Raw genomic sequence first — 21,794 nt, forward strand, 5'->3', positions numbered from 1 at the left:
ACGTGATGCAAAAAACCAAGAAAACAATGACAAACAAAAATCATCAAAGCTCATCCAGAGTGTATGTGCTGGTGCTGCTGACGGCCTTGTCTGCCCTGACCTTCATGGACCGGCAGATCCTGGCTGTGCTGCTGCAGCCCATCAAGCAGGAGTTCGGCTTCTCGGACCTGCAGATCGGCCTGATCACCGGACTCGGTTTTGCGCTGACGTTCGCAGTGCTGGGCATTCCTCTGGGACGACTGGCAGACAGAAAAGAGCGCCGCAGCCTGATTGCCTGGTGCCGTGGCGTTGGTGGCAGCGTGGCGGCGCTGGGCGCGCTGGCCACTGGCTCGGGTGGACTGACTGCATCGCGCGCCGGTGCCGCATTGGGGGATGCCGGTGGCGGCGCTGCGTCCATGTCCATACTGGCCGATCTGTACAAGCCCCATGAGCGCTCGCGTGCCATGAGTGTTTTTGGTGTCGGCAATGCGATCGGCGCCTTGCTGGCTTTGCTTCTGGGGCCGTTGTTTGCCGAGTGGTGGGGGTGGCGTGTGACCATGGTCATCATCGGTGTGGCCATCATGGTCTTGTCCCTGGTGCTGCGCCTGAGCATCAGCGAACCCGTTCGGGCCATCGCGCAGGTGATCTCCGAGCCGCAGGACGGCCGGCAGCAGGCCAAATCTGCCGTCGCCTTGATATGGAGAGAGCCCGTGACCCGATTTCTAATCGTGGGCGCTGCTTGTGTCCTGATCGCGGGAATCTCGATCGGCGCCTGGAATGTGGCTTTGCTTGCGCGGCGTTTCGATCTCAGTCTCAAACAGGCGGGGACGATTTCTGCAGGGGCCGCTGTGCTCTCGGTCTCGGGCAGCCTCTTTTCTGGCTGGTTGACGGACCGGCTGGCGCGCAGCGATGTGCGCTGGCAGATTCGCATCCCCGTGATCGGCACCAGCCTGGCCATGGTGCTGGGTTTCGGCTATCTGCTGGTGGGCTCGGACATGTTCATGCTGTCCATGGCCTGCATGTTGATCTATTCGTTCTTCACATCCTGGTGGGCTCCGGCCACCTACGCTGCCTTGAGCCTGGTCGTGCCGACCGAGCGGCGCGCCACGGCCAGCGCCATGGTGCTGATGGCCGGAGCCCTGCTGGGCAACGGAGTGGGGCCTATTGTGGCCGGCTGGCTCAGTGATGTGCTCAACACTGTTGCGCCCGGCGAAGGCCTGCGCTATGCCATGGCGATCATGATGTGCACGCTGCTGCCCGCGGTATGGGCGTTTTACCGTGCTCTGCAGCATTACCCCGGCGCCTATCGCAAGGCCCACGCGCCCGTGGTCGCTGCCGCATGAAGGCGGAAAAAGTGACCGAGAAGGATTCTTGCGTCGTCTGGAAGATGATCTATCTGGCGCGGCGCAACCCGGCGCTGCGCCCAGAGGAGTTCGCGCAGGCATGGCGCGAGCATTCCGCGCTGGGCCGCCAGTGTCGCAACGTGGGCCAGCGCGTCAAGGCCGTGGCCCAGTGCTCACGACATCTGCAGGCAGATGCCGCAGAGCTGGGCAAGGACTATGACGGCGTCAACCTCATGGTGCTGGCCGAGCGCGAAGCGGGCTCTGCGATCTGGAGCGACCCCGAAACCCTGGCCGTCATGCGCCCCGACGAGCCGCGCGTGTTTGCCGACTATGTTCGCAATTTCTCGCTGCTATGCCGTCAGCAGGTGTTGCGTGGCAGCCTGTGCGCAGATGTCTTGCCGCAGCACAAACAAGTCATGTTGATCGGCTTTTTGCAGCGCAGCGACGTCTGGCGCGGGGCTGCGGCCTTGCCGGAGATTTGTCCACCGCAGTGGCAAAGCCTTGCTCTGGACCTGGCCAGCCGCATTGTCTGCAACACCGTCGATGAGCAGCCTCCTTCCGACTACGGCTACCGCCATGTGGTCGAGTGGTGGTTTGACACGGTGGAGCAGGCGCAGGCGGCAGCGGCTTCACTCGATGTCTCGGCCCGTGCGCAGGACGGCGAGTTCGGCTGGGGCGAGCATGTCTTCATGCTGACGGAGGTGACACATGCCAGACCTTGAGGGATTGAAAAGATAGTAGCTGCTTGCGCTTTATGAATAAGGATTTCAATATGTTTTGTATTGAATTTCCATGGAGATAAAGCGCTGGAAGCTATGGTTTTAAAGGGCAGACCTTCACCCCGACAAAAAAAGGCCCATGCAAGCGCATGGGCCTTTGGCCTTGGAGATTCTCGGGATCAGGCCGTCGCTTCCTCGGCTTCCTGGGTATAGGCCACCATTCCGCGAGGAATGTACCTGCCTTCGCACTGGTCCAGATACTCGGCCGCCTTGGCGCGGGGGTTGTAGAACTGCTTGTACCAGATGCGGGCCTTGAGGAAGGCGCCGTCACTGGGGATGAACAGCGGGTTCAGGCAGGGCGCCTTCTGAGACCAGACCTCAAAGTCCTGAGCAAAGGCCAGGCGGCTGGCCTCCTGGTACTGTTTGGCCGCGATTTCGTCCGCCTTGGTGGGCAGGCCGCCGTGTGCAGTCTTGACCAGCAGGTTGTGCCAGACCTTGATCCTGCCGTCCTCGATGGGGGTGTGCATGATCATCATGAAGGAGTTGAACATGCCGCTGACCTTGGAGACCAGGATGGAGGGGCCGTGGTACCAGGTGTCGGTGTGCAGATCGGCGCTGGCGCCGCCTTCGCCCACCAGGGTGCGGTGACCGCCGCACTGGCGCTGGATGGCGTTGTGGCCCTTGAACTCGTTCTCGAAGCGTGCCACGGTGGAGCCGTGGATGGGGCTCAGATGACCATAGTCGGCAATATTGTCCACGACCTCCATGGGGTGCTGGTTCAGCTCGCCCAGGTAGTCCCACTGGCCGTTGACATAGGTCTCGTCATGCCAGTCGCCAAAAGTGGGCAGATCGTAGTCGGGCTCGCCGCCTTCGGGATCGAACCAGACCCAGATGGCTCCGTACTGCTCGACAACCTTCCAGCTCTTGACCGCAGCCGCTGCCGGAATGGCTCCGTCGTGATAGGGGATGTGGTTGCACTTGCCGTCCGCGCCGAAGCGCCAGCCGTGATAGGGGCAGCGGATGCCGTCGCCTTCCACATTGCTGCCGCCGCCGTCGATCACCACATAGCTGGTGGCATTGGGCGCTGCCAGATGGGTCTTCATATGGGGGCAGTAAGCGTCCAGCAGCACGACCTTGCCGCTTTCGCGGCCACGGTACAGCGCGAAATCCTGGCCGAAGAAGCGCACGGCCACGGGCTTGTGGGTGTCGAGCGCCTTGGCCTCGGAAATCATGAACCAGCCACGTGGGTAGGTGAATTCACCGAGGCGGTAGTCCTTCGTGGTTGCCATTGCAGAGGTCTCCGTATTTAGTTTTGGACGGATGAATCTTCTGGCAAGCGGCGTCGCCGCGCATACTCTGTTTGGACGAGTGAAGGCGCGGCTTTGATCTGGCGCAAACCGCACAGGGTTTGCCCTTGGTTGGGTGTTTGCGCACGCTTACCTGCTGCTCACATGGTCGCAGCCACGCGCTCTTTGTGAAGTGGTTGCAGGTCAATCATGGTGTAACTCTTGGCCAGTGGCAGAGCATCTTTCTCAGTGCCCAGCCAGAACAGTGCCGCCGCAATTTCTTCGGGGGTGGAGGCACCATAGCGCTGAGCCAGCAGGCCATCGTCGCCCAGCGTGGCCTTGACGGCCTCGGTGCTCACCACGCCGGGGTTGACGCTGAAGGCGCGCACATTCTGCTGCTTGTATTCGGTGTTGATGCAGCCGGCCAGGCGCGCGATGGCGGCCTTGGAGGCTCCATAGGCAAAGCCCCAGCCGCCCTGGTCGGCGGGCACGGGCGGGTTGTACTGGCCCGCAGCCGAGCACACATTGATGATGCGGCCGCCGCCTTGTGCCGCCATGGCCGGCAGCAGGCGCTGAGCCAGATGGAAAGGGGCGATGACATTGCCCAGCATGGAGCGCTGCAGCGACTCGGCCGTTATCTCGGGGATCAGGTGGTTGATTTCGCGGTTTTGGTAGACGGCGTTGTTGATCAGCAGATCGACACGGCCAAAGCGTGTCAGCACGGCGTCGGCGGCCTTGTCCAGGCTGCTCAGGTCCATCAGGTCCATGACATGCGGAAACACCTCGCCCCCAGCGGCCTCAATGGCCTTGGCTGTGGACTCCAGACTGCCGGACAGAAGCTGGCCGTTGGGCAGGCGCAGCTGGTTTTCCATCTGCGCACCTTCGGTCAGCGTGCGGGCGGTGATGGCCACGCGCCATCCCTTGGTGGCAAAGAAGACGGCGGTTGCAGCGCCGATGCCGCGGCTGGCACCGGTGATGAGAACTACGGGTCGGCTCATGAGAGTCTCCAATTTTTGATGATCAGGCGGCATTCATCTGCAACTGCTGCAGGCGCTGCTTATAGGGACGGATGGCCAAGGCGAAGAAAAGCGAAGTGATGACTAGCAGCGAGGTCACGCCCATCAGCGCCCAGCGCAGGCCTTCGGAGCCATGGGTTCGGGCAAAGTAGTCCGACAGAATGCCGGTTACCAGTGGACCCAGGCCCACGCCCAGCAAGGTCATGAAAAGATTGAGAAGTGCCGAGGCGACGCTGCGTTCGGCTGCAGTCACCATCTGGCTGACGGCGCTGTATGAGAGCGTGGCAAACCAGCTCGCAAAAAAGCCGAACAGCAGGGCGAATGCCATGGCATAGGGGACCTTGATGCCGGCAACCGTCCAGAAGTCGGATACAGGCCAGAAAAACACGGCGACGCCTGCAGGCACGGCGCAGAAGGTGCCCATGGCGGCCAGACGCAGCTGCCAGCGCGAGTCGCGCTGGGTCAATCTGTCGCTGAGCCAGCCGCAGAACATGGCGCCGAACACGGCACCCAGGCCGCTGGCCAGGCCGAACACCAGGCCGGCGTGAGAGATGCTCATGCCGTGAATGCGCATGAAAAAGCTCGGCGCCCAGACACCGTAGCCATAACCTGCAATACCGGCCACGCCGCAGGCGATGCAGATATAACGCAGCGGCGCCATGCCCAGCAGGCGCCTTATCTGGCGAAACATGGATTCGCGCGGGGCACTGTCTTGAGCTGCGGGCTTGATGCTTTCATAGGCGCCGCGTGCCGGCTCCTTGACAAAGAAATACACCAGCAGCGCAAGAATGACGCCCGGAATGCCGAAGGCGAGAAACACGGAGCGCCAGCCGTAATGCTGGGCCACCATGCCGCCTATGACCAGTCCCAGCAGCGTTCCCAGGTTGGGGCCCATCATGAACAGACTGATGGCAAACGAACGCATCTTGGGAGGATACAGATCCGAGACTATGGACACCGAGGGCGCCATGCCGCCGGCTTCGCCCACGGCCACGCTCATGCGGGCCAGCAGCATGTGCCAGTACTGGGTGGCCATGCCGCAGGCAGCGGTGGCAAGGCTCCAGATCCCGCAGCACAGGGCCACGATGTTGCGGCGGTTGCGGGTGTCGGCCAGACGCCCCACAGGCACACCCAGCATGGCATAGATCAGACCGAAGGCCAGCCCCGTGAGCAAACCCATCTCGGTATCGGAGGCGCCGAATTCCTGTTTGACGGGCTCCAGCAAAATAGACAGAACCTGTCGGTCAATGAAGGAGAAAATATAGACCAGCGCCAGCAGGGCGAGGCTGAGATGAGTGCGCCAGCTGACGGCGGGAGGCGGAGTTTGAGGGGTGTGCATGCGCTGCATCGTGCGAGGGGCTTAGGGTTATGCCATCGTCTTTTTGGACGACGACCGCGAAATCCGGAGGTCTGAGCATGTGCCTTCCGTTCATGGCTTTCAAGAGAAATATCGAGGAGACAAAATGACCCAGACGAATTCGTCCATCGGCATTCGCCAGCTGCTGGACATGCAAAAACAGGCCTTTATCGAGGAGGCTGCGGTCAGCGCCGATGTGCGCATGCAGCGCATTCAGCAAGTCATCGATATGCTGGTGGAGCACAAGGAGGAACTTTGCCAGGCCATGGGCGAAGACTTTGGTGGCCGCCCCGCCGTGTTCTCGCTGGCCAATGACATTCTTGGCTCGCTCTCCTCGCTCAAGCATGCACGCGATCACCTCAGGGACTGGCTGGGTGACTCCGAACGTCCCAGCGTCAAACCCTTTGACATGTTTGGCGCCACGGCCTGGGTCAAGTACCAGCCCAAGGGCGTGATCGGCATCATCGGCACCTGGAATGCACCTCTGTTCACCTTGCTGTCGCCGCTGGCCTGCGCGTTCGCGGCTGGCAACCGGGCCGTGCTCAAGCCCTCCGAAATTGCGCCGCGTACGGCCCAGGTGCTGGCCGAGGCCGTGGCCAGGCGCTTTGATCCCCAGGTGCTGGCCGTGGTGCAGGGAGGCCCCGAAGTGGCTGCGGCGTTTGCCGAGCAGCCCTGGAACCATATGGTCTTCACGGGCTCCACCAGCGTGGGCAAGCTCATCATGGCTGCTGCCGCCAGGAACCTGGTGCCCGTGACGCTGGAGCTGGGTGGCAAGTCTCCCGTGCTGGTGGGCGATTCCGCCGACATCGCCAATGCGGCCGAGCGCATCGCCGTAGGCAAGTCGCTCAACTCCGGCCAGCTTTGCGTGTCACCCGACGTGGTCTGGGTCCATGAATCCCGCCTGCAGGCGCTGGCCGATGGCATTGCTTCGCAATACCAGGCGCTGTATCCCTCGGTGACAGGTAACGCAGACATGACGCCCGTGATCAACGAGCGCCACTACGCACGTGTGAAAGCCTATGTCGATGATGCCAAGGCGCGCGGTCTGACCGTGTTGGAAGTCGGCGCCGCGCAAGCCGGCGCAGACCGCCGCCTGCCGCTGGCGCTGGTCGTCAACCCGCCAGCCGAAGCCGAAATCTCTCAGCACGAGATCTTTGGCCCGGCCGTGGTGCTGCGCAGCTTCCAGAACATCCGCGACGCCGTGGCCGCGATCAATGCCGGTGAGCGCCCGCTGGCTCTGTACTACTTCGGCAGCGACGAGACGGAGCAGAACTGGGTGCTGGACAACACGCTGTCCGGCGGTGTCTCCATCAATGATGTGGTCATGCATCCGGCGCTGGAGGATGCGCCGTTTGGCGGCGTGGGCGCTTCGGGCATGGGCCACTATCATGGCCGCGAGGGTTTTCTCGAGTTCAGCCATGCCCGCTCCGTCTACAAGGCCGGCAACCACGACCCGCGTCGCGAGTGGGGCATGCTGCCGCCCTACAACCCGCAGTTCGAACAGATGCTGCAGGCCGCAGTCACCCCCTGAGCCGTTGCGCGGCTTCCCCCTCTGTGCTTCGCGGAGGGGGACGACAGCCTCGCTGCGGGACGGCGGGGCCGCTTTGGCCCTTGCTCGCTGTCCTTGATCTGGACTTTGCCTGATTCGCGGCTCTGCCCTGGTGCAGCGCTATCAATTTCAAGGGCTCAATGCTTGCGTGTTGACGCAAGCTGCAGGGGCAGGCCATGGGACTTGTCCCATGGTCCGTTTGGCTGATGTCCTGAAAGCGTTTCGTACAGAGCATGGGCGGGTCTGAACGCAATCATAGGAAGAGACATGAACGAGATTTTTCGCCAGTTTTCGCTGGAGGGGAAGGTGGCCGTGGTGACCGGCGCGGGCAAGGGTATCGGTCGTGCATGCGCTGTCACGCTGGCCAAGGCCGGCGCCGATGTGGCGCTGTTTGCGCGCACCGAGGCGGATCTGAAGGCAGTCAAGGCCGAAATTGAAGCGCTGGGCCGCCGTGCCATTGCCGTGCAGGGCGATGTGAACAAGGAAGAAGATCTGGACAAGCTCATCGTCCGCACTGTGGAGGAGCTGGGCAAGATCAATGTGCTCATCAACAATGTGGGCGGTGGCGGCCCCAACGACCCGCGCAAGGTGGCGGGCAAGGCCGTGGGCGACATGCTGGCCTTCAATGTGGTGCCTGCATACACGCTGATCCAGAAGGCGGCCGCGGCCATGGAAGCTGCGGGCGGCGGAGCCGTGGTCAATATCTCGTCGACGGCGGCACGCTACTCGCAAAAGTACTTCAGCGCCTATGGTGCGGCCAAGGCCGCTCTCAACCAGATGACACGCTGCCTGGCGCAGGACTTTGGTCCCAGGGTGCGTATCAACGCCATCGAGCCCGGCACCATCATGACCGATGCACTGGCGCCGTTTCTCACGCCGGATCGCAAGGAGCGCATGGAAAAGACCACACCCATGGCACGCATGGGCCAGCCCGAAGACATCGCCAGTGCCGCGCTGTTTCTGGCCAGCCCCGCATCGAGCTGGGTGACCGGTAAAGTGCTGGGGGTGGACGGAGGTGTGGAAGCGCCCAACTTCTGAGTCTGATGGCATCGCTCAGGCGGGAGCGGCCGCCTTGCACAGAAAAAGGGGAGCTTGGGCTCCCTTTTTCTTTGCCCTGTTGACGATGTCGCTTGAGCCGGTCCGTAGCAGGAATCGAGCCGCTGCGTTCCCGGTCAAGCGCAATTGCAAGGTCTGCAAGCTGCTGCCCGGATGGCGTGGCTGCTGTGCGGTGGTGGTCCGATGTGTCTTCAGCATGCCATCGCCTGAGCCGCTTGTCAGCTGTCTGATGGCCGACCTTGGTCATGCCCTGGAGCGGATTTGCTCCTGCATCAGGTCCACGAAGGCTTTGACCTTTGCCGGTCGGAATCGTGCGGTCGGGAACACGGCATGAACGCCCCCCGATGGCAGCGACCAACTGGGCAGCACCTGTATCAGCGCGCCGCTTTTCAAATCATCGGCCACGGCAAAGTCGGGCAGTACCGACAAGCCCGCCCCATGACGCACGGCTTCGCGCACGGCCAGTGTCGCATCGAGCGAGATCACAGGGTGCACTGTCACGCTCTGGCGCTCCAACTCGCTGCGCGAGAAGCTCCAGTTGCAGGGTTCACGCAAGGCCGTGTTCGCGACAAAGGGAAGCTCGCTGATGTGCTGTGGCTGTTTGAGCTGCGTCACTTGCCGGCGCAATGAGGGAGCGGCGACCAGCAATTGCCTGAAGCTCCCGATCTGACGGGCCTGCACATTCAAGTGGGAAAGCCAGCCGACGCGGATTGCCAGCTCGACCTGCCCCGACATCAGATCAAGCGGCTGGTCGCTGAACACGGCGTCCACCTTGCATTGGGGGTAGTGCCGCGTGAACTCGGTGATGGCTGGCACCACTGCCGTGATGCCATAGTCCAGCGGGGCGGTCAGACGCAAGGTTCCCGAAGGCTCGGCCGCAACTTCCCCCAGCTCGTCGAAAGCATCGCCCGCTTCCTTGAGGATGGATGCGCAGCGTTGATAAAAGATCCGGCCTGCATCGGTGGGAACGACCTTGCGGGTGGTGCGGGTCAGAAGCGTCGTGTGGAATTCGCGCTCCAGCCTTGCGACCTGCTGGCTGACCACGGCCTTGGTGATGCCCAGACGGTCCGCGGCCGCCGTGAAATTGCCGGTTTCCACCACGGCCGCGAAGTAGGCCAGGCGCTTGAGATTGGCAAGCCTGCCGGCGACGGATTCTTCTGAATTGTTTGCTATTGGCATACAGTTTATCTATTCGATCAGGCTTTTTCTGTCAATGCTTTGTTCCTACGATCACGGTATTGAAGCAACGGAGCCCTCGGTGACCAAGACCCTGCATTACGTATTCGACCCCCTGTGCGGCTGGTGCTACGGTGCCGCCGCAGCGGTGGCGGCTCTGGGCAAAGTGCCTGAGGTCGAACTGCGCCTGCTGCCCAGCGGCCTTTTCGCAGGCGCGGGTGCACGTCTCATGGACGATGGCTTTGCAGCCTATGCCTGGAGCAACGATCAGCGCATCGAGCGCCTGACGGGCCAGCGCTTTAGCGAGCGCTACCGCAGCCATGTGCTGTCGGATCGTCAGCAACTGTTCGACAGCGGCCCGGCCACCCTGGCGCTGAGCGCTGTCAGTCTGTGCACCCCAGAGCGTGAGCTTGACGCCCTTGAGGCCATTCAGCATGCCCGCTACGTCAATGGCGAGGACATCACGCAACCGGACACATTGATGGCCGTTCTGCAGGCCCTGGGGCTGGAGCAGGCTGCTGCAAGCCTGCGCCGGTCCGATGGCGAACTGCTGGCTGCCAATCGAGCCCGCATCGAGAGTGCAAAGGCGCTGCAGAGCCAGCTTGGTGCACGTGGAGTTCCAAGCTTCATTCTGGAAACCAATGGCCAGCGCCAATTGCTGAACTCCAGTGCCGCTTACTCCAACCCGCAGGCCTTTGCCGAGCAGCTCAGCGCGGCCTGAGCCTTTCGCGTCTGACCCCCGCCATTTTTGAAATTCACTGAAGGACCATCATGATGAATCGCCGAGACTTTGTTCAAACCGCTGCCGCTGTCGGCATTGCCACAGGCCTGGCTGGTTGCGCCGCAGCTGTGAGCGGCCATTCCAGGCTGCAATGGAAGCACTTTCCCGCAGGCGACAAAGGCTTTTTCCGTGCGCCCGTGCTGCTCTCGGGCGATAGGGAGGCCGTTCTCATCGACGGCGGCTTTTCCCTGCCCGATGGACGCGCCGTGGCCGAAGCCATCAAGGCATCGGGCAAGCAGCTGACCACCATCTACGTCAGCCAGAGCGACCCGGACTATTACTTCAGCCTGGGCCCGATCAAGGCCGCCTTCCCCGCCGCCAGGGTGCTGGCAGCCTCCGACACCATTGCCGCCATCCGTGCCAATGTGCAAAAGAAGATAGCTACCTGGGCGCCCCAGCTCAAGGAGAACGGTCCGCAGAAGCTCGCCGACATCGTCTTTCCTGAAGCCTATGACGGCCCTGCACTGATGCTGGAAGGCAACACCATCGAAATCGTCAAGGCACAAGGACTGGACAATCGCCGCTACCTGTGGGTCCCCTCGCTGAATGCGGTCTTCGGTGGCGTGCTGATCTTCTCCGGGTTGCATGTGTGGACGGCCGATACCCCGACGGCTGCCTCTCGCGCGGCCTGGGTAAAGAACCTGGAAGCTATCGCCGCCCGCAATCCGGCCGTGATCGTGCCGGGCCACCTCGGTGCCCATGGAACGCTGGATGTTTCGGCCGTGAACTACACCCGCGAGTACCTGCTGGCCTTCGAGCAGGAGCTGGCCAGGGCGGCCAATGGCGACGCGCTGATCGCAGCCATGAACAAGCGCTACCCTGACGCCGGCCTGGCCGCCGCGCTGCAGATCGGCGCAAAGGTGGCCATGGGTGAGATGAAGTGGGGCTGAAGCCCGGGATGCACACCATGACCACCAATCTGGATATCATCCGCGCGACCTACGAAGGTTCGTCCGAAGAGAACGGCAGGAATCTGCTGGCAGCACTGGCGCCCGATGCCCAATGGACCGAGGCCGCCGGTTTTCCCTATGCAGGAACTTATGTCGGCCCGCAGCAGATCGTCGCGGGCGTGTTCCAGCGGCTGGCGACGGAGTGGGACGGCTACAGCGCCAAGGTCCACACCTACCTGGCCGATGGCGACCGTGTGGCAGCTTTCGGCGTCTATTCGGGAACCTACCGCAAGACGGGCAAGGCGATGACGGCGGGCTTCGCTCACCTGTACCGGCTCAAGGAGGGCAGGATCACGAGCATGGAGCAGTATGTGGACAGCCACCTGGTGCAGCAGGCGCTGCTGGCCTGAGCGCGACGGAGTCCTGTCATGAGCGAAGTCAATGCGCAGCTGCAAGCCATTCTGTCGCTGATGCGAGCCGGGCAATGGAATGCCGCGCACGATGCCGTGCAGCGACATGAAGGCCTGCTCGCGGCCTGGCTGCACGGACTGCTGCATCTGCAGGAAGGCGATCTGGAGGACGCCGAGAACTGGTATGAGCGGGCAGGGCTGCGCTTCAGGCAGCGCGGCACGCTGCAGCAGGAGCTGGCCCGGTTCGAAGCGGCGCTGCGCGCTCGGTCCGGCGCGTGAACCCGAGGCCGGCCGTTCGAGAGCCGGCTTTTTGGCGGCAGAGCTGGAAGCCTCATCCCAGTGCCTGTCGGGCGAGATGCGCAACGGCCAGCTGCCTGTTGGCCCTGGTGCGCTCTCCGTCCTCCAGGAACCAGGCTGCCGACAAAGCGGCGTGAGCCATCACCCATTTGAGTAAACGCCGACGTTCCAGCCCCGTGACATTGATGACTACTGCAAGCTGCCGCGCGAAGCGCCCCGGGTCGGTGCAAGTCTCCAGGTCGGGGTTGCACAGCACGCTAACGTAGTCGTAGTACCGCTCACCTGTGACGCGCTTTGGATCTATCGCCAGCCATCCACGCCTGTCGAAATCGAGTATGTTGCCATGGTGCGCGTCGCCATGCAGGACGACAGGCTCGCGCTGCTCATGCAGCAGCTCAGCTGCCACCGTTGCGCATTCGGCCATCAAGCCGCCTTCCTGCTGCGCCATCAACGCGAGTGACCTAAAAAAATCCGTCAGCGGCAGCAGTTCTTCAGGTGGTGCCGAGGATCTCTTTGAATGCAGTTGCTCGATGGTGTGGCAGATACAGCTTGTCGCAGCATCATCTTCGCCTTCTCTAGCCATGTGCAGCAAATGCCTGGAGCCGGTTGCGCGCTCCATCAGCAGCGCTCCTGAATCTTGGTCGCAAGCATAGACTCGCGCTGCGCCATTGCCGTCCCACCATTGAAGCACTCTGCCGCCGATGCGCTCGTCAAGGTTTCGCGTGATCTTGATCATCGCAGGAAGATCTGCCCAGTTCCTTGCAAGGATGACTGGCAGAAGGTCACTTGTATGAGTTGTGAAGGGGTCACCAGCCGCCTTCGCACTCCAGCGGTGGAGATGGATATCAAACAGGTCAAGGTTGGGCATCTGGCTGATTTTCGAGCTAACTCATGCAATCCGAAGATGTGGTGCGATATCCAATGTCCGCTGACGGCTGTGGTTTCAACGGGTCAATGCAGCTCCTTGACCGGGGCTCCGCAGTGTCGGGCATGCCTGGGAAGGTCGGCTGGGTGGTGTGCTCAATTTCTCCGGCATTACATTCTTCCGGTGCTCAAGCCAGCTTCCACAAGCAGCCAAGGCCATGCTACGGACATTGGTCGCCCTGAAAGGGCCCGCGACTTCTGAACAAGGGTCTTGTCCGGAGGTTCAGTCCTCGCTCTCACGCGGGTAGCCTGCGTCTGCCCAGTGCTGTGCAGAAGCACGGGTGAGACTATGGTCCGGCCGGACTCGTACCTTGGCCAATTCGCTGCCGTCCGCCGCGGTGGCCGTGAGAGTCGCCGTGGGATTGTCCTCATCGGGCTCAATATCGAGAGCCACCGTCACGCGCAATCCGCGAACTTCAATCTGTATGGCTTTGTGCAACAGCGCTGCCTGGTGCTGCTCATGGCGACGTATCACTTCGCTGGCAGTTTTCACCAGCGTGTTGAAGGCCGACACGTCAAGAGGCTTGGGATTCTTCTTGTCGCGCCCCATGGTCCATGGTCCGACCAGAGCTGGTTCCGCCTGGCCGTCCTGAGTCATTGACACCGCCCATCCATCGTCGTCTTCATTCTTGATGACGCGGGCTTCCCAGCCCTTGTGGTGCCAAAGGCGGTCTTCGAAGATGGAGACGTCTTCTGGTTCGAGTTCTGCTGGCATGTCTGGACTTTTCCTGGAGCTATCAAGTCCAAAGTCTACTGTTTCTTTATACAGCTCGTGAGGCTGGGTCTATCTCGAGCTGGACGCTGTGGGCCATGCATGCCCTGACCAGGTCGATGCAGAGGCCGGCATTGGGCAAGAGCGTCCTGGTTGAAAGCAGCGGCTGCATTCGAGCATCGAGTCAACCCAAAGCCAGCATTAATTGACGAGCCTCATTCGCCCATCTGGAGTGAGAGACTACAGTTCATGGCTATACACGATGAAACCGCTATGTTTGGCTAACTTGTCGTAGAGCGCTCGGCCGGCTTCATTGGTTGCTTGTGTTTGCCAATAGACGCGATTTGAGCCAGCCAGCATTGCTTGCTTATAGACGTTGCTGATCAGGGCCTTTCCAACTCCAAGCTGACGCCTTTTCGGGGCCGTGAAAAGATCCTGCAGATAGCAGACCGGACCAAGTCTCGTAGTACTACGGTGAAATATGTAATGCGCTAGACCAACCACTTCTCCTGCATCTTCAGCGACCAGCGCAAATACAGGTTCGATGGGATTGAAGAATCGCTCCCAGGTCTTTTGGGTAATTTCCTTCGCCAGTCCGGTAGCTCCGGACCTTCCATAGAAAGCGTTATAGCCATCCCAGAGTGAAAGCCAGGCTTCAAAGTCATGTGGCTGGACTTCTCTTACTACGACAGTTGTTGCTGCGTCACTTTTAGACATGGGAAAGACTTTTCATAGTGCGAGCCGTGAGTAAATTGAACGGCCTGCACCGAAGTGTAAGGTCTGCTCGTGGCCGGTAGGCCACCGTCCCAGCACGACCCTGGGCGGACATGCATGCACACATCAGAGTGCATCAATTCTCTGAGGCTGATGGCCGTGGGCAACGATTCGCAGCCATGGCCAACGCGCTCGGTAAGACTCGGCCTTCTTTTGGAAAAGCTCACGATGCGGGGTCAATGGATTGAGTGCCAAAACTCCGTCATAGATCAGATCCAGGCTGTTCGGTGCATAGAGGCCGCCTGGGCGAAGACCCACGCAGGTAGCTGGGATCAGGAATCGGTCTATTCCCTCGCAAGAGCTTCGCAGTGCCTCATATGGGCGACCGAAATATGACTCATACCACAAGTGAACCCGAGCTTGGTTCGTGACTTCAATCCTGATGCCCAGGTCGCGTAAGACGCGATCGGCATGTGCTTGTACTTTCTGCTCCGCACCGTCAGTGGTGCTCGATGGATCAAAGTAGAAGAGATCGTAGTCTTTGATGGAATCCTCTGGATTCCGCTGCGCCTGCAAATTCCACACTGTCTGAAATAAGCAGCCTGCAACAAGCCAGCCGTCTGGAAGATTCAAATCATCCCAGCGTTCAAGAATCGTACGATTGTTGATATTTTGGAGGACATCCGCAACGAAGCGCTCAGGCGTAGGCATCGGGACAGTCAATCCTTGGTGGAGCAAAAGTGAGAGGCAGGTTCGAGCCTATTTTGCTGCAGTTGCGGAGACCCGCTTCCGGCCAGATTAAGCCTCTTGCTCCGTTCTACCGAAATGCGATGACTCCAATAGAAAACCGCCTGCGTGCATGGAGCGCGCAGGCGGTTTCAGCTATCAAGGAGTATCTTCAGACTTCGCGTCCGGCCTGATGGCCTGAATGCATGGCGCCCTCGATATAGCCCAGGTCCTGGCAGTCGCCGATGCGGCGCACGGGAGTCCGGGTAAGGGATTGCAGTTGGTCGGCAACGGCGGAGTCAGCCTCGGCTCCAATGGCCAGCACCACGGAGTCGGCTGGCGTGCGGTATTCCTCGCCTTTTTTGTCCGTCCAGACGACTTCCTTGCGCTCGATGCGCGTGACGTTGGACTGCATCAGCAGCTTGCCGTGCTTCTTCACGGCGTCGTACACGCGCCAGCGGCGCACGATGGCCAGCTCGGTACCGGGATGGGTGCCGGGGTCCAGTACGGTGACTTCGCGGCCGCGATCGAGCAGGAACTCGGCCAGTTCCAGGCCGACCAGGCCTGCGCCGATGATGACCACGCGCTTGCCCAGGGGCATCCACAGCTTGGACAGGTTCTGGATCGCTGCCGTGCTGTCCGTCACCTTGAACATGCCGCCGGCCTTGAACAGCGCGCGCTCGGCCAGATTCAGCTTGGCCTTGGCAATTTCTTCGGCGCGATCGCCCGTCATCAGACGGCGCAGTTCGTCGCCGCTCCAGACATGGCTTTGCTGCGCGCCTTCGATGGCGGGCGCGGCACGCCTGGCGCCGGTGCCCACCAGAATTTCGTCAGGCTGCAGCTCGGCCAGCAGCCCGGCGTCGACCGTGGTGTTCAAGCGCAGCTGGATGTTCGGGTGGTCCATCTGCCGCACCAGATAGTCGAGCAGGCGGCCGTTCTCGGGATAGGCCAGTGCGGCAAAGAACAGCGTGCCGCCCAGGCGGTCGCTGCGCTCGACCAGCGTCACGCGATGGCCGCGAAGGGCGGCGACGCGGGCGGCTTCCATGCCCGAAGGGCCGCCACCGACGATCAGTACATGCTTGGGCTTTTCGGCAAAGGTGATGGTCCTGCTCGCCTCGTGGCCGGTCTGTGCGTTGACCGCGCACTTGATGCCCTTGTTGATGAAAATCTCGCTTACGCAGGCATAGCAATAAATGCAGGGGCGCACGCTCTGGGCGGTGTTGGCTTGCAGTTTGTTGGCCAGGTCGGGGTCGGCCAGCAGCTTGCGGCCCATGGCCACAAAGTCAATCTCGCCATTGCTGATGGCGGCGGCGGCGGCATCCAGCTCCCAGCGGCCGGCCGAGATGATGGGAATGCCGACAGCCTTTTTGATGCCGGTGGCAAATTCGCGATAGGCATTCTGCTTTTGCGGAATCGGTGCATCGGTGAAGGCCGTGCCTGTGGGCAGGCGCGCATAGGCCGAGACATTGATGGCATCCACGCCCAGCTCTTCGCAGAGCTTGGCGGTCTTGAGCGCCTCGTCCATGGTGATGCCGCCGGGCGTGTGCATTTCCTCGGCGTCGATACGCACCCAGATGGGGAAGTCGGCGCCCACGCGCTCGCGCACGGCAGTCAGAACTTCGCGCAGCAGGCGGCTGCGGTTTTCATAGCTGCCACCGTATTCGTCGGTACGGCTGTTGAAAAAGGGGGAGAGGAAGTTGGCGATCATGTAGTTGTGCGCGCAGTGCACTTCCACAGCATCGAAGTTGGCCTGCTTGGCGCGCAGGGCGGCCGCAGCAAACCATTCCACCATCTGTGCAATATCGGCCTTGTCCATCACGCGGTAGCGGTCGGGGTAGGGGCCAACTCCCACAAAGGTCGAGAACTCCTTGGGCGTGACGGTGCGCATGGCTTCGGCCACAGGGCCGTCGGGCGGAATCGAGGACACCCACATCTCGCGCCCGTGGGTGCGGTCATTGGCCGCGACCTTGCCGCTGTGATTGATCTGGATGGCGACTTTGCCGCCGTGCGAGTGAACGCGGCGCGTGACTTCGGCCAGACCGGGGATGAAGCTGTCGTTGGAGATACCCAGTTGGTGCGGCTCGCTGGTGCCGGTGGGCCAGGAGATGGCGGCCGTGCCCATGATGATGAGGCCGGTGCCGCCCTTGGCACGCTCTTCGTAATAGTCCTGGGCGCGTTCGCCGCAGATACCGTCGGTGCCGCCGTAGTTCTCGCCCATGGGGGCCATGATGATGCGGTTCTTCAGCTCCATGGTGCCGATACGGCCCGGCTCCAGCATTGATGCGTGGGGATTGCTCATTTTGTTTCGCTGTCTCCTATAGTTTTCGGCCGAGTTCGGCCCCTTCTTCGATGGCGCGCGCTGCATCAATTTTGTGGGCATTGCGCGCGCCCCCAATCACTGTGTGCGCAATGTTTTGTGCTTGAAGTCTTGATGACCAGGGGTCATGTGATTCCTGGCCGGCGCAGACCACGATGTTGTCCACGCTCAGGCAGCGCTGCTCGCCGCGTATGCGCAGGTGCAGGCCGTTGTCGTCGACGTGGATGTACTCCACGTCGTTGAACATGCGTGCGCTTTTGTTCTTGAGCCGGGCGCGGCGAATCCAGCCCGTGGTGGTGGGCAAGGTGCTGCCCATGGCCGCCTTGCTGCGCTGAAGCAGCCAGATCTGACGCGGCGAATCGGCTTTCTCGCTGGCCTTGATGCCGCCGCGCTGCTCGCGCTTTGGATCAATGCCCCATTCGCGGTCAAAGGCGGCCACGCTGCCGTCGTCGGCCTTGTGATGGGCCAGCAATTCGGCCATGTCAAAGCCCAGCGGCCCCGCGCCCACGATGGCCACGCGTTCGCCGACAAAGCGGGGGCTGCGCAAGGCCTCGATATAGTCCACCACCTTGGAGCTGTTCTCCCCCTCGATGCCGCTGCGTCGCGGTGTCACTCCCGTGGCCACGACCACGTGATCAAAGACGCTCAGGGTGTTGATGTCCGGTGTGGTGTTGAGCCGCAGTTCTATGCCAAGGCGCTGGATCTCATGCTCGAAGTAGCGCAGCGTCTCGCCCAGCTCCTGCTTGCCGGGCACCTTCTGCGCCAGAAAGAACTGGCCGCCGATGCGGATGCCGGGCTCGAACAGCGTCACCTTGTGGCCTCGGTCGGCCGCCTCGCGCGCGCAGGCCAGTCCTGCAGGTCCAGCACCGAGCACGGCGATCTTGCGCGGAACTGCGGCTTTGTCCTGCGGCCATTCCCATTCGCGGCAGGCTCTGGGGTTGACCAGGCAGCTGACCTGCTGGCGCGTGAAGATGCGATCCAGACAGGACTGATTGCAGGCAATGCAGGTGTTGATGGCGCTGCTCTGGCCCGCCTGCGCCTTGCGCACAAAGGCCGGGTCGGCCAGAAAGGGGCGAGCCATGGCCACCATGTCGGCATGACCCTGGGCAATCAGGTCATCGGCCACTTCGGGGGTATTGATGCGGTTGCTGGCCGCCACGGGAACACTGACTGCCTGCTTGAGCTGCTCGGCAGCCCAGCTGAATGCAGCGCGCGGCACCATCATGGCGATGGTGGGAATGCGCGCCTCATGCCAGCCCACGCTGGTGTTGAACAGGTTCACGCCAGCGGCTTCCAGCTGGCGGGCCAGATCCAGCACTTCCTTCCAGTGGCTGCCATGCTCGACCAGGTCCATCAGAGACAGGCGAAAGCTGATGACGAAGTTCTCGGGCACAGCCGCGCGTATGCCTTGCACGATGCGCAGCGCAAAGCGGCTGCGGCCGGCGGCATCGCCGCCCCATTCGTCGGTGCGGAAGTTGGTCAGCGGCGCCAGAAACTGGTTGATCAGATAGCCCTCGCCGCCCATGACTTCCACGCCGTCATAGCCGGCTTCGCGGGCCAGGCAGGCGCAGCGCACATAGTCGGCAATGATCTGCTCGATCTGGGCCGCGCTGAGTTCGCGCGAGCTGCGGTTGCTGAGTCTGGAGAGCACGCTGCTGGGCGAGACGCCGCCGCTGCCGTGGTCGTAGCGGCCCACATGCAGTACCTGCATGAGGATATGGCAGCCCTCGGCATGCACCGCATCGGTGATGAGGCGGTGCCGCGCCGCCTGCTCTGGCGTGCACAGTGTCGAGAACTCGGCATGCTCGGGCATTCCCAGTGCGTACTCGTTGACGCCGAAGCCCCCTGTGACTATGAGCTGCAGCCCTTCCCGTGCACGTTCGGTGTAGAAGAGGGCCAGCTTTTCAAAACCCTGCGCCTGATCCTCCAGCCCGGTATGCATGGAGCCCATCAGAACCCGGTTCTTCAGGGTGATATGGCCGATGGTGATGGGCTGGAAGAGATGGGGGTACATGGCTGGATTTCCTCACGCGCAGATGTTGCGCCAGTGTAGGAAGGGCCACGGTAAATTTTCCCTAGGGGAATTACATCGTCCGTTTGCATGTAGTCTGGCTGTTCATGATGGGCTTAGATGTGCGCCATCACTACCCAGACAAAAGGAAACAAGACATGTCCATCATCGTGATGAGCGGCTGCGCCACCGGCATTGGTGCCGCTACGCGCAAGGTCCTGGAAGCGGCCGGCCACCAGATCGTAGGCATCGATATACGCGATGCGGAAGTGATTGCCGATCTCTCGACGGCCGAAGGTCGAAAGCAGGCGATTGCCGATGTACTGGCGAAGTGCAGCAAGGGCATGGACGGCCTGGTGCTGTGCGCCGGCCTGGGGCCGCAGACCAAGGTGCTCGGCAATGTGGTTTCGGTCAATTATTTTGGCGCGACCGAGCTGATGGATGCTTTTCTGCCGCTGCTGAAACAGGGCCGGCAGCCCGCAGCCGTCGTCATCTCGTCCGTGGCTTCCGCGCATCTGGCTTTTGACAAGAACCCACTGGCACCGGCACTGGAGGCCGGCGAGGAAGCCAAGGCCCGCGCCATTGTCGAACAAGCGGGAGAGCAGGGCGGCAATCTGGCCTATGCGGGCAGCAAGAATGCCTTGACGGTGGCTGTGCGCAAACGCACCGCCGCCTGGGGCGAGGCCGGCGTGCGCCTGAACACCATTGCCCCCGGCGCGACCGAGACTCCCTTGCTGCAGGCGGGTCTGCAGGATCCGCGCTATGGCGAATCCATTGCCAAGTTCGTGCCTCCCATGGGCCGCCGAGCCGAGCCGTCCGAGATGGCGTCGGTCATCGCCTTTTTGATGAGCCCGGCCGCAAGCTATGTGCATGGCGCGCAGATCGTCATTGATGGCGGCATTGATGCGGTGATGCGTCCGACACAGTTCTGACATCCCCCGAGGCAGGCCCTGCGTCTTCCCCCTCTCTCTGCGGGAGGGAGACTATGGCCTCGCCGCAAGGCGGCTTTTTTGCTTGCCGTCCCTTGTTTGGGCATTGCCGGTTTTCAACGGCGCTTGCTAAAAGGATGATTTGAGATGAATACCCCAGAACATATGACCGCAGTTGTGCAGCGCTATGTGGCTGCGCTGAACGCCGGCGATCTGGACGGCATCGTCGCGCTGTTTGCCGATGACGCCACGGTGGAAGACCCGGTGGGCTCCGAGCCGAGGTGCGGCACGGCTGCGATTCGTGCGTTTTACGCCAACTCGCTCAAGCTGCCGCTAGTGGTGGAGCTGACGCAGGAGGTGCGCGCGGTTGCCGACGAGGCGGCCTTCGCTTTCACCGTCAGTTTCGAGTATCAGGGCCGCAAGACCGTGATTGCGCCCATCGATCACTTTCGCTTCAATGGCGCCGGCAAGGTGGTGAGCATGCGCGCCTTGTTTGGCGAGAAGAATATTCACGCCGCCGTCTGATGAGAGCCAGGCGCTTGACTGCTCCTGATATAGAAGCTGTCTTCGCCTGATCTAAAAGGATTACAAGACTCTTTGAATCTGAAATCCATTGATATACGGCGGGAGATGCTATTGATTTTGTTGTTCAAGGCGGTGCAGCGAATGCCCCCAGCCTGAGCCGGCTTACAGATGGAAGTGTCCGGCTGCCTCGGGCTGGTAGAGCACTTTCTCGATCCGGATATGGCGGGTGCGATCGAGAATCCGCCAGTCGATGCGGTCTCCTTCCCGACAGCCCAGAATGGCCGTGCCCACGCCCGAGAAAACCGAGAGCCTTCCTGCACTGTCATCGGCATCCTCGGGATAGACCAGGGCCACTTCGACGGCCACCTCATCGAGGCGCAGCAAGGCTTTGGAGTTCATCGTGACCACATTGCGCTGCACCTGCCGGGCATCGACGACGGCGGCACGCTCGATTTCATGCTCCAGATCGACCGCTTGCGACTCCCATTCCAGGGCGAGCAGATCTCTGAGGCGTGCCTGATCCACGGCGGTGATGCAAATGCCGCCCGCCGCTCCCGGCAGCCCGGCGCGCAAGCGCTGGAGGTAGCGCTGCGCCGTCATCGCATAGGACTTGAGTGCGGGCGTTTCACTCTCCAGCACAAAGCCGTTGTGCGCAAAGGTCTTGAGCGAGCGCGTGTTGTCGGCATGGATCCTCGCAATCAGTCTTTCGGCACGCATGTCGAAAAAGGCCAGCTTCATGCCCTCGTGCAAGGCGCTGGCGCCGAGCTTGCGCCCCCAGTTGTCGCGCTTGCCGATGACCAGCACGATTTCGCAGTCCGGTCCATTGCGGATCAGGCGCACGAAGCCCACGGGCAGGTCGTCGCGGTCGTATGCCATGAAGAAGCGGCCGCCCTGATTGAAGAGATGGGTGAGTATGGGCAGCTGAACCCGGTCAATGAGCTGCTCTATGTGACGCGAGACATGACGCGAATCGCTGAGGTGACGCACGACGTCTTCGTCGCTCAGCCAGTCCATCAGATTCAGTGCATTGGCCCGCGTGATTTCCGGACACAGGGATATGAAAGGCTTGCTCATCTT

General features: G+C 61.7%; 21 protein-coding genes. 10 read left to right on the forward strand and 11 right to left on the reverse strand.

From position 1 onward, the window contains the following. Positions 1-26: 26 nt before the first annotated feature. Positions 27-1,322: an MFS transporter gene (locus tag AAIL67_RS16345; protein ID WP_231905917.1), complete on the forward strand. Its 1,296-nt coding sequence runs from the start codon at positions 27-29 to the stop codon at positions 1,320-1,322. An 11-nt stretch (positions 1,323-1,333) separates the two neighbouring features. Next, positions 1,334-2,044 carry an EthD domain-containing protein gene (locus tag AAIL67_RS16350; RefSeq protein ID WP_343484395.1) on the forward strand — a complete coding sequence of 237 codons (711 nt, stop codon included), beginning with the start codon at positions 1,334-1,336 and terminating at the stop codon, positions 2,042-2,044. A gap of 176 nt (positions 2,045-2,220) precedes the next feature. On the opposite strand, the gene AAIL67_RS16355 is transcribed toward AAIL67_RS16350, so the two are convergent. The 3 genes from AAIL67_RS16355 to AAIL67_RS16365 all read right to left on the reverse strand — a co-directional run bounded on the left by AAIL67_RS16355 (position 2,221) and on the right by AAIL67_RS16365 (position 5,682). Beyond that, complete coding sequence (locus AAIL67_RS16355) at positions 2,221-3,330, reverse strand: Rieske 2Fe-2S domain-containing protein (RefSeq protein ID WP_034360249.1); 1,110 nt, start codon at positions 3,328-3,330, stop codon at positions 2,221-2,223. Between the two features lie 158 nt (positions 3,331-3,488). Beyond that, positions 3,489-4,325: an SDR family oxidoreductase gene (locus tag AAIL67_RS16360; RefSeq protein ID WP_343484396.1), complete on the reverse strand. Its 837-nt coding sequence runs from the start codon at positions 4,323-4,325 to the stop codon at positions 3,489-3,491. 22 nt (positions 4,326-4,347) lie between these two features. Further along, positions 4,348-5,682: an MFS transporter gene (locus tag AAIL67_RS16365; RefSeq protein ID WP_233425231.1), complete on the reverse strand. Its 1,335-nt coding sequence runs from the start codon at positions 5,680-5,682 to the stop codon at positions 4,348-4,350. A 124-nt stretch (positions 5,683-5,806) separates the two neighbouring features. On the opposite strand from AAIL67_RS16365, the gene AAIL67_RS16370 reads away from it, so the two are divergent. Together AAIL67_RS16370 and AAIL67_RS16375 are read left to right on the forward strand one after the other, a co-directional pair. Then, positions 5,807-7,231 (forward strand): coniferyl aldehyde dehydrogenase, encoded by a 1,425-nt coding sequence (locus tag AAIL67_RS16370; protein WP_343484397.1) that lies wholly within the window; start codon positions 5,807-5,809, stop codon positions 7,229-7,231. A 285-nt stretch (positions 7,232-7,516) separates the two neighbouring features. Next, positions 7,517-8,287, forward strand: coding sequence for a glucose 1-dehydrogenase (locus tag AAIL67_RS16375; RefSeq protein WP_034360265.1), 771 nt, complete (start codon positions 7,517-7,519; stop codon positions 8,285-8,287). Between the two features lie 261 nt (positions 8,288-8,548). Here the strand turns inward: AAIL67_RS16375 and AAIL67_RS16380 are convergent, their stop codons facing one another. After that, a complete protein-coding gene (locus AAIL67_RS16380; RefSeq protein ID WP_034378339.1) occupies positions 8,549-9,484 on the reverse strand; it encodes a LysR family transcriptional regulator in 936 nt (311 codons plus the stop codon). Positions 9,485-9,563: 79 nt separating this feature from the next. Here AAIL67_RS16380 and AAIL67_RS16385 point away from each other — a divergent pair, with 79 nt between their 5' ends. The 4 genes from AAIL67_RS16385 to AAIL67_RS16400 are packed head-to-tail and all read left to right on the forward strand — an operon-like array spanning position 9,564 to position 11,841. Beyond that, positions 9,564-10,202, forward strand: a complete 639-nt coding sequence (locus tag AAIL67_RS16385; protein ID WP_034378341.1) for a DsbA family protein — start codon at positions 9,564-9,566, stop codon at positions 10,200-10,202. A gap of 50 nt (positions 10,203-10,252) precedes the next feature. Continuing rightward, positions 10,253-11,152 carry an MBL fold metallo-hydrolase gene (locus tag AAIL67_RS16390; RefSeq protein ID WP_224650194.1) on the forward strand — a complete coding sequence of 300 codons (900 nt, stop codon included), beginning with the start codon at positions 10,253-10,255 and terminating at the stop codon, positions 11,150-11,152. A gap of 17 nt (positions 11,153-11,169) precedes the next feature. Next, entirely contained in the window at positions 11,170-11,562 is a 393-nt protein-coding gene (locus AAIL67_RS16395; protein WP_034396877.1) for a nuclear transport factor 2 family protein, read from the forward strand. Between the two features lie 18 nt (positions 11,563-11,580). Then, entirely contained in the window at positions 11,581-11,841 is a 261-nt protein-coding gene (locus AAIL67_RS16400; RefSeq protein WP_034360276.1) for a hypothetical protein, read from the forward strand. Positions 11,842-11,893: 52 nt separating this feature from the next. Here the strand turns inward: AAIL67_RS16400 and AAIL67_RS16405 are convergent, their stop codons facing one another. From AAIL67_RS16405 to AAIL67_RS16430, 6 genes are all read right to left on the reverse strand, one after another. Further along, entirely contained in the window at positions 11,894-12,727 is an 834-nt protein-coding gene (locus AAIL67_RS16405; RefSeq protein WP_080746879.1) for an aminoglycoside phosphotransferase family protein, read from the reverse strand. 279 nt (positions 12,728-13,006) lie between these two features. After that, positions 13,007-13,498 (reverse strand): hypothetical protein, encoded by a 492-nt coding sequence (locus tag AAIL67_RS16410; RefSeq protein WP_034396802.1) that lies wholly within the window; start codon positions 13,496-13,498, stop codon positions 13,007-13,009. 237 nt (positions 13,499-13,735) lie between these two features. Beyond that, positions 13,736-14,212: a GNAT family N-acetyltransferase gene (locus tag AAIL67_RS16415; RefSeq protein WP_224650196.1), complete on the reverse strand. Its 477-nt coding sequence runs from the start codon at positions 14,210-14,212 to the stop codon at positions 13,736-13,738. Positions 14,213-14,335: 123 nt separating this feature from the next. Then, positions 14,336-14,920, reverse strand: a complete 585-nt coding sequence (locus AAIL67_RS16420) for a nucleotidyltransferase family protein (protein ID WP_224650198.1) — start codon at positions 14,918-14,920, stop codon at positions 14,336-14,338. Between the two features lie 187 nt (positions 14,921-15,107). Then, the gene (locus AAIL67_RS16425; protein ID WP_034396805.1) at positions 15,108-17,234 is read right to left on the reverse strand and encodes an NAD(P)/FAD-dependent oxidoreductase; all 2,127 of its coding nucleotides are present in this window, start codon (positions 17,232-17,234) and stop codon (positions 15,108-15,110) included. 16 nt (positions 17,235-17,250) lie between these two features. After that, a complete protein-coding gene (locus AAIL67_RS16430; RefSeq protein WP_343484398.1) occupies positions 17,251-19,266 on the reverse strand; it encodes an FAD-dependent oxidoreductase in 2,016 nt (671 codons plus the stop codon). Positions 19,267-19,421: 155 nt separating this feature from the next. On the opposite strand from AAIL67_RS16430, the gene AAIL67_RS16435 reads away from it, so the two are divergent. After that, complete coding sequence (locus AAIL67_RS16435; RefSeq protein WP_012837515.1) at positions 19,422-20,195, forward strand: 3-alpha-hydroxysteroid 3-dehydrogenase; 774 nt, start codon at positions 19,422-19,424, stop codon at positions 20,193-20,195. A 144-nt stretch (positions 20,196-20,339) separates the two neighbouring features. Then, on the forward strand, positions 20,340-20,717 hold the full coding sequence (locus tag AAIL67_RS16440; protein ID WP_034378486.1) for a steroid Delta-isomerase: 378 nt from the start codon (positions 20,340-20,342) through the stop codon (positions 20,715-20,717). A 162-nt stretch (positions 20,718-20,879) separates the two neighbouring features. Here the strand turns inward: AAIL67_RS16440 and AAIL67_RS16445 are convergent, their stop codons facing one another. After that, positions 20,880-21,791 carry a GNAT family N-acetyltransferase gene (locus AAIL67_RS16445; RefSeq protein ID WP_343484399.1) on the reverse strand — a complete coding sequence of 304 codons (912 nt, stop codon included), beginning with the start codon at positions 21,789-21,791 and terminating at the stop codon, positions 20,880-20,882. Between the last annotated feature and the right edge of the window lie 3 nt (positions 21,792-21,794).

Source organism: Comamonas sp. A7-5 (assembly GCF_039581385.1).
Lineage (GTDB): Bacteria > Pseudomonadota > Gammaproteobacteria > Burkholderiales > Burkholderiaceae_C > Comamonas > Comamonas thiooxydans.

What these genes read in the sequence shown, in the direction of transcription:
- AAIL67_RS16345 (WP_231905917.1), top strand. Translation starts at nt 27, where the DNA reads ATGACAAACAAAAATCATCAAAGCTCATCCAGAGTGTATGTGCTGGTG.
- AAIL67_RS16355 (WP_034360249.1), bottom strand. Translation starts at nt 3,330, where the DNA reads ATGGCAACCACGAAGGACTACCGCCTCGGTGAATTCACCTACCCACGT.
- AAIL67_RS16360 (WP_343484396.1), bottom strand. Translation starts at nt 4,325, where the DNA reads ATGAGCCGACCCGTAGTTCTCATCACCGGTGCCAGCCGCGGCATCGGC.
- AAIL67_RS16365 (WP_233425231.1), bottom strand. Translation starts at nt 5,682, where the DNA reads ATGCACACCCCTCAAACTCCGCCTCCCGCCGTCAGCTGGCGCACTCAT.
- AAIL67_RS16370 (WP_343484397.1), top strand. Translation starts at nt 5,807, where the DNA reads ATGACCCAGACGAATTCGTCCATCGGCATTCGCCAGCTGCTGGACATG.
- AAIL67_RS16375 (WP_034360265.1), top strand. Translation starts at nt 7,517, where the DNA reads ATGAACGAGATTTTTCGCCAGTTTTCGCTGGAGGGGAAGGTGGCCGTG.
- AAIL67_RS16380 (WP_034378339.1), bottom strand. Translation starts at nt 9,484, where the DNA reads ATGCCAATAGCAAACAATTCAGAAGAATCCGTCGCCGGCAGGCTTGCC.
- AAIL67_RS16390 (WP_224650194.1), top strand. Translation starts at nt 10,253, where the DNA reads ATGATGAATCGCCGAGACTTTGTTCAAACCGCTGCCGCTGTCGGCATT.
- AAIL67_RS16395 (WP_034396877.1), top strand. Translation starts at nt 11,170, where the DNA reads ATGACCACCAATCTGGATATCATCCGCGCGACCTACGAAGGTTCGTCC.
- AAIL67_RS16400 (WP_034360276.1), top strand. Translation starts at nt 11,581, where the DNA reads ATGAGCGAAGTCAATGCGCAGCTGCAAGCCATTCTGTCGCTGATGCGA.
- AAIL67_RS16405 (WP_080746879.1), bottom strand. Translation starts at nt 12,727, where the DNA reads ATGCCCAACCTTGACCTGTTTGATATCCATCTCCACCGCTGGAGTGCG.
- AAIL67_RS16410 (WP_034396802.1), bottom strand. Translation starts at nt 13,498, where the DNA reads ATGCCAGCAGAACTCGAACCAGAAGACGTCTCCATCTTCGAAGACCGC.
- AAIL67_RS16415 (WP_224650196.1), bottom strand. Translation starts at nt 14,212, where the DNA reads ATGTCTAAAAGTGACGCAGCAACAACTGTCGTAGTAAGAGAAGTCCAG.
- AAIL67_RS16420 (WP_224650198.1), bottom strand. Translation starts at nt 14,920, where the DNA reads ATGCCTACGCCTGAGCGCTTCGTTGCGGATGTCCTCCAAAATATCAAC.
- AAIL67_RS16425 (WP_034396805.1), bottom strand. Translation starts at nt 17,234, where the DNA reads ATGAGCAATCCCCACGCATCAATGCTGGAGCCGGGCCGTATCGGCACC.
- AAIL67_RS16430 (WP_343484398.1), bottom strand. Translation starts at nt 19,266, where the DNA reads ATGTACCCCCATCTCTTCCAGCCCATCACCATCGGCCATATCACCCTG.
- AAIL67_RS16435 (WP_012837515.1), top strand. Translation starts at nt 19,422, where the DNA reads ATGTCCATCATCGTGATGAGCGGCTGCGCCACCGGCATTGGTGCCGCT.
- AAIL67_RS16440 (WP_034378486.1), top strand. Translation starts at nt 20,340, where the DNA reads ATGAATACCCCAGAACATATGACCGCAGTTGTGCAGCGCTATGTGGCT.
- AAIL67_RS16445 (WP_343484399.1), bottom strand. Translation starts at nt 21,791, where the DNA reads ATGAGCAAGCCTTTCATATCCCTGTGTCCGGAAATCACGCGGGCCAAT.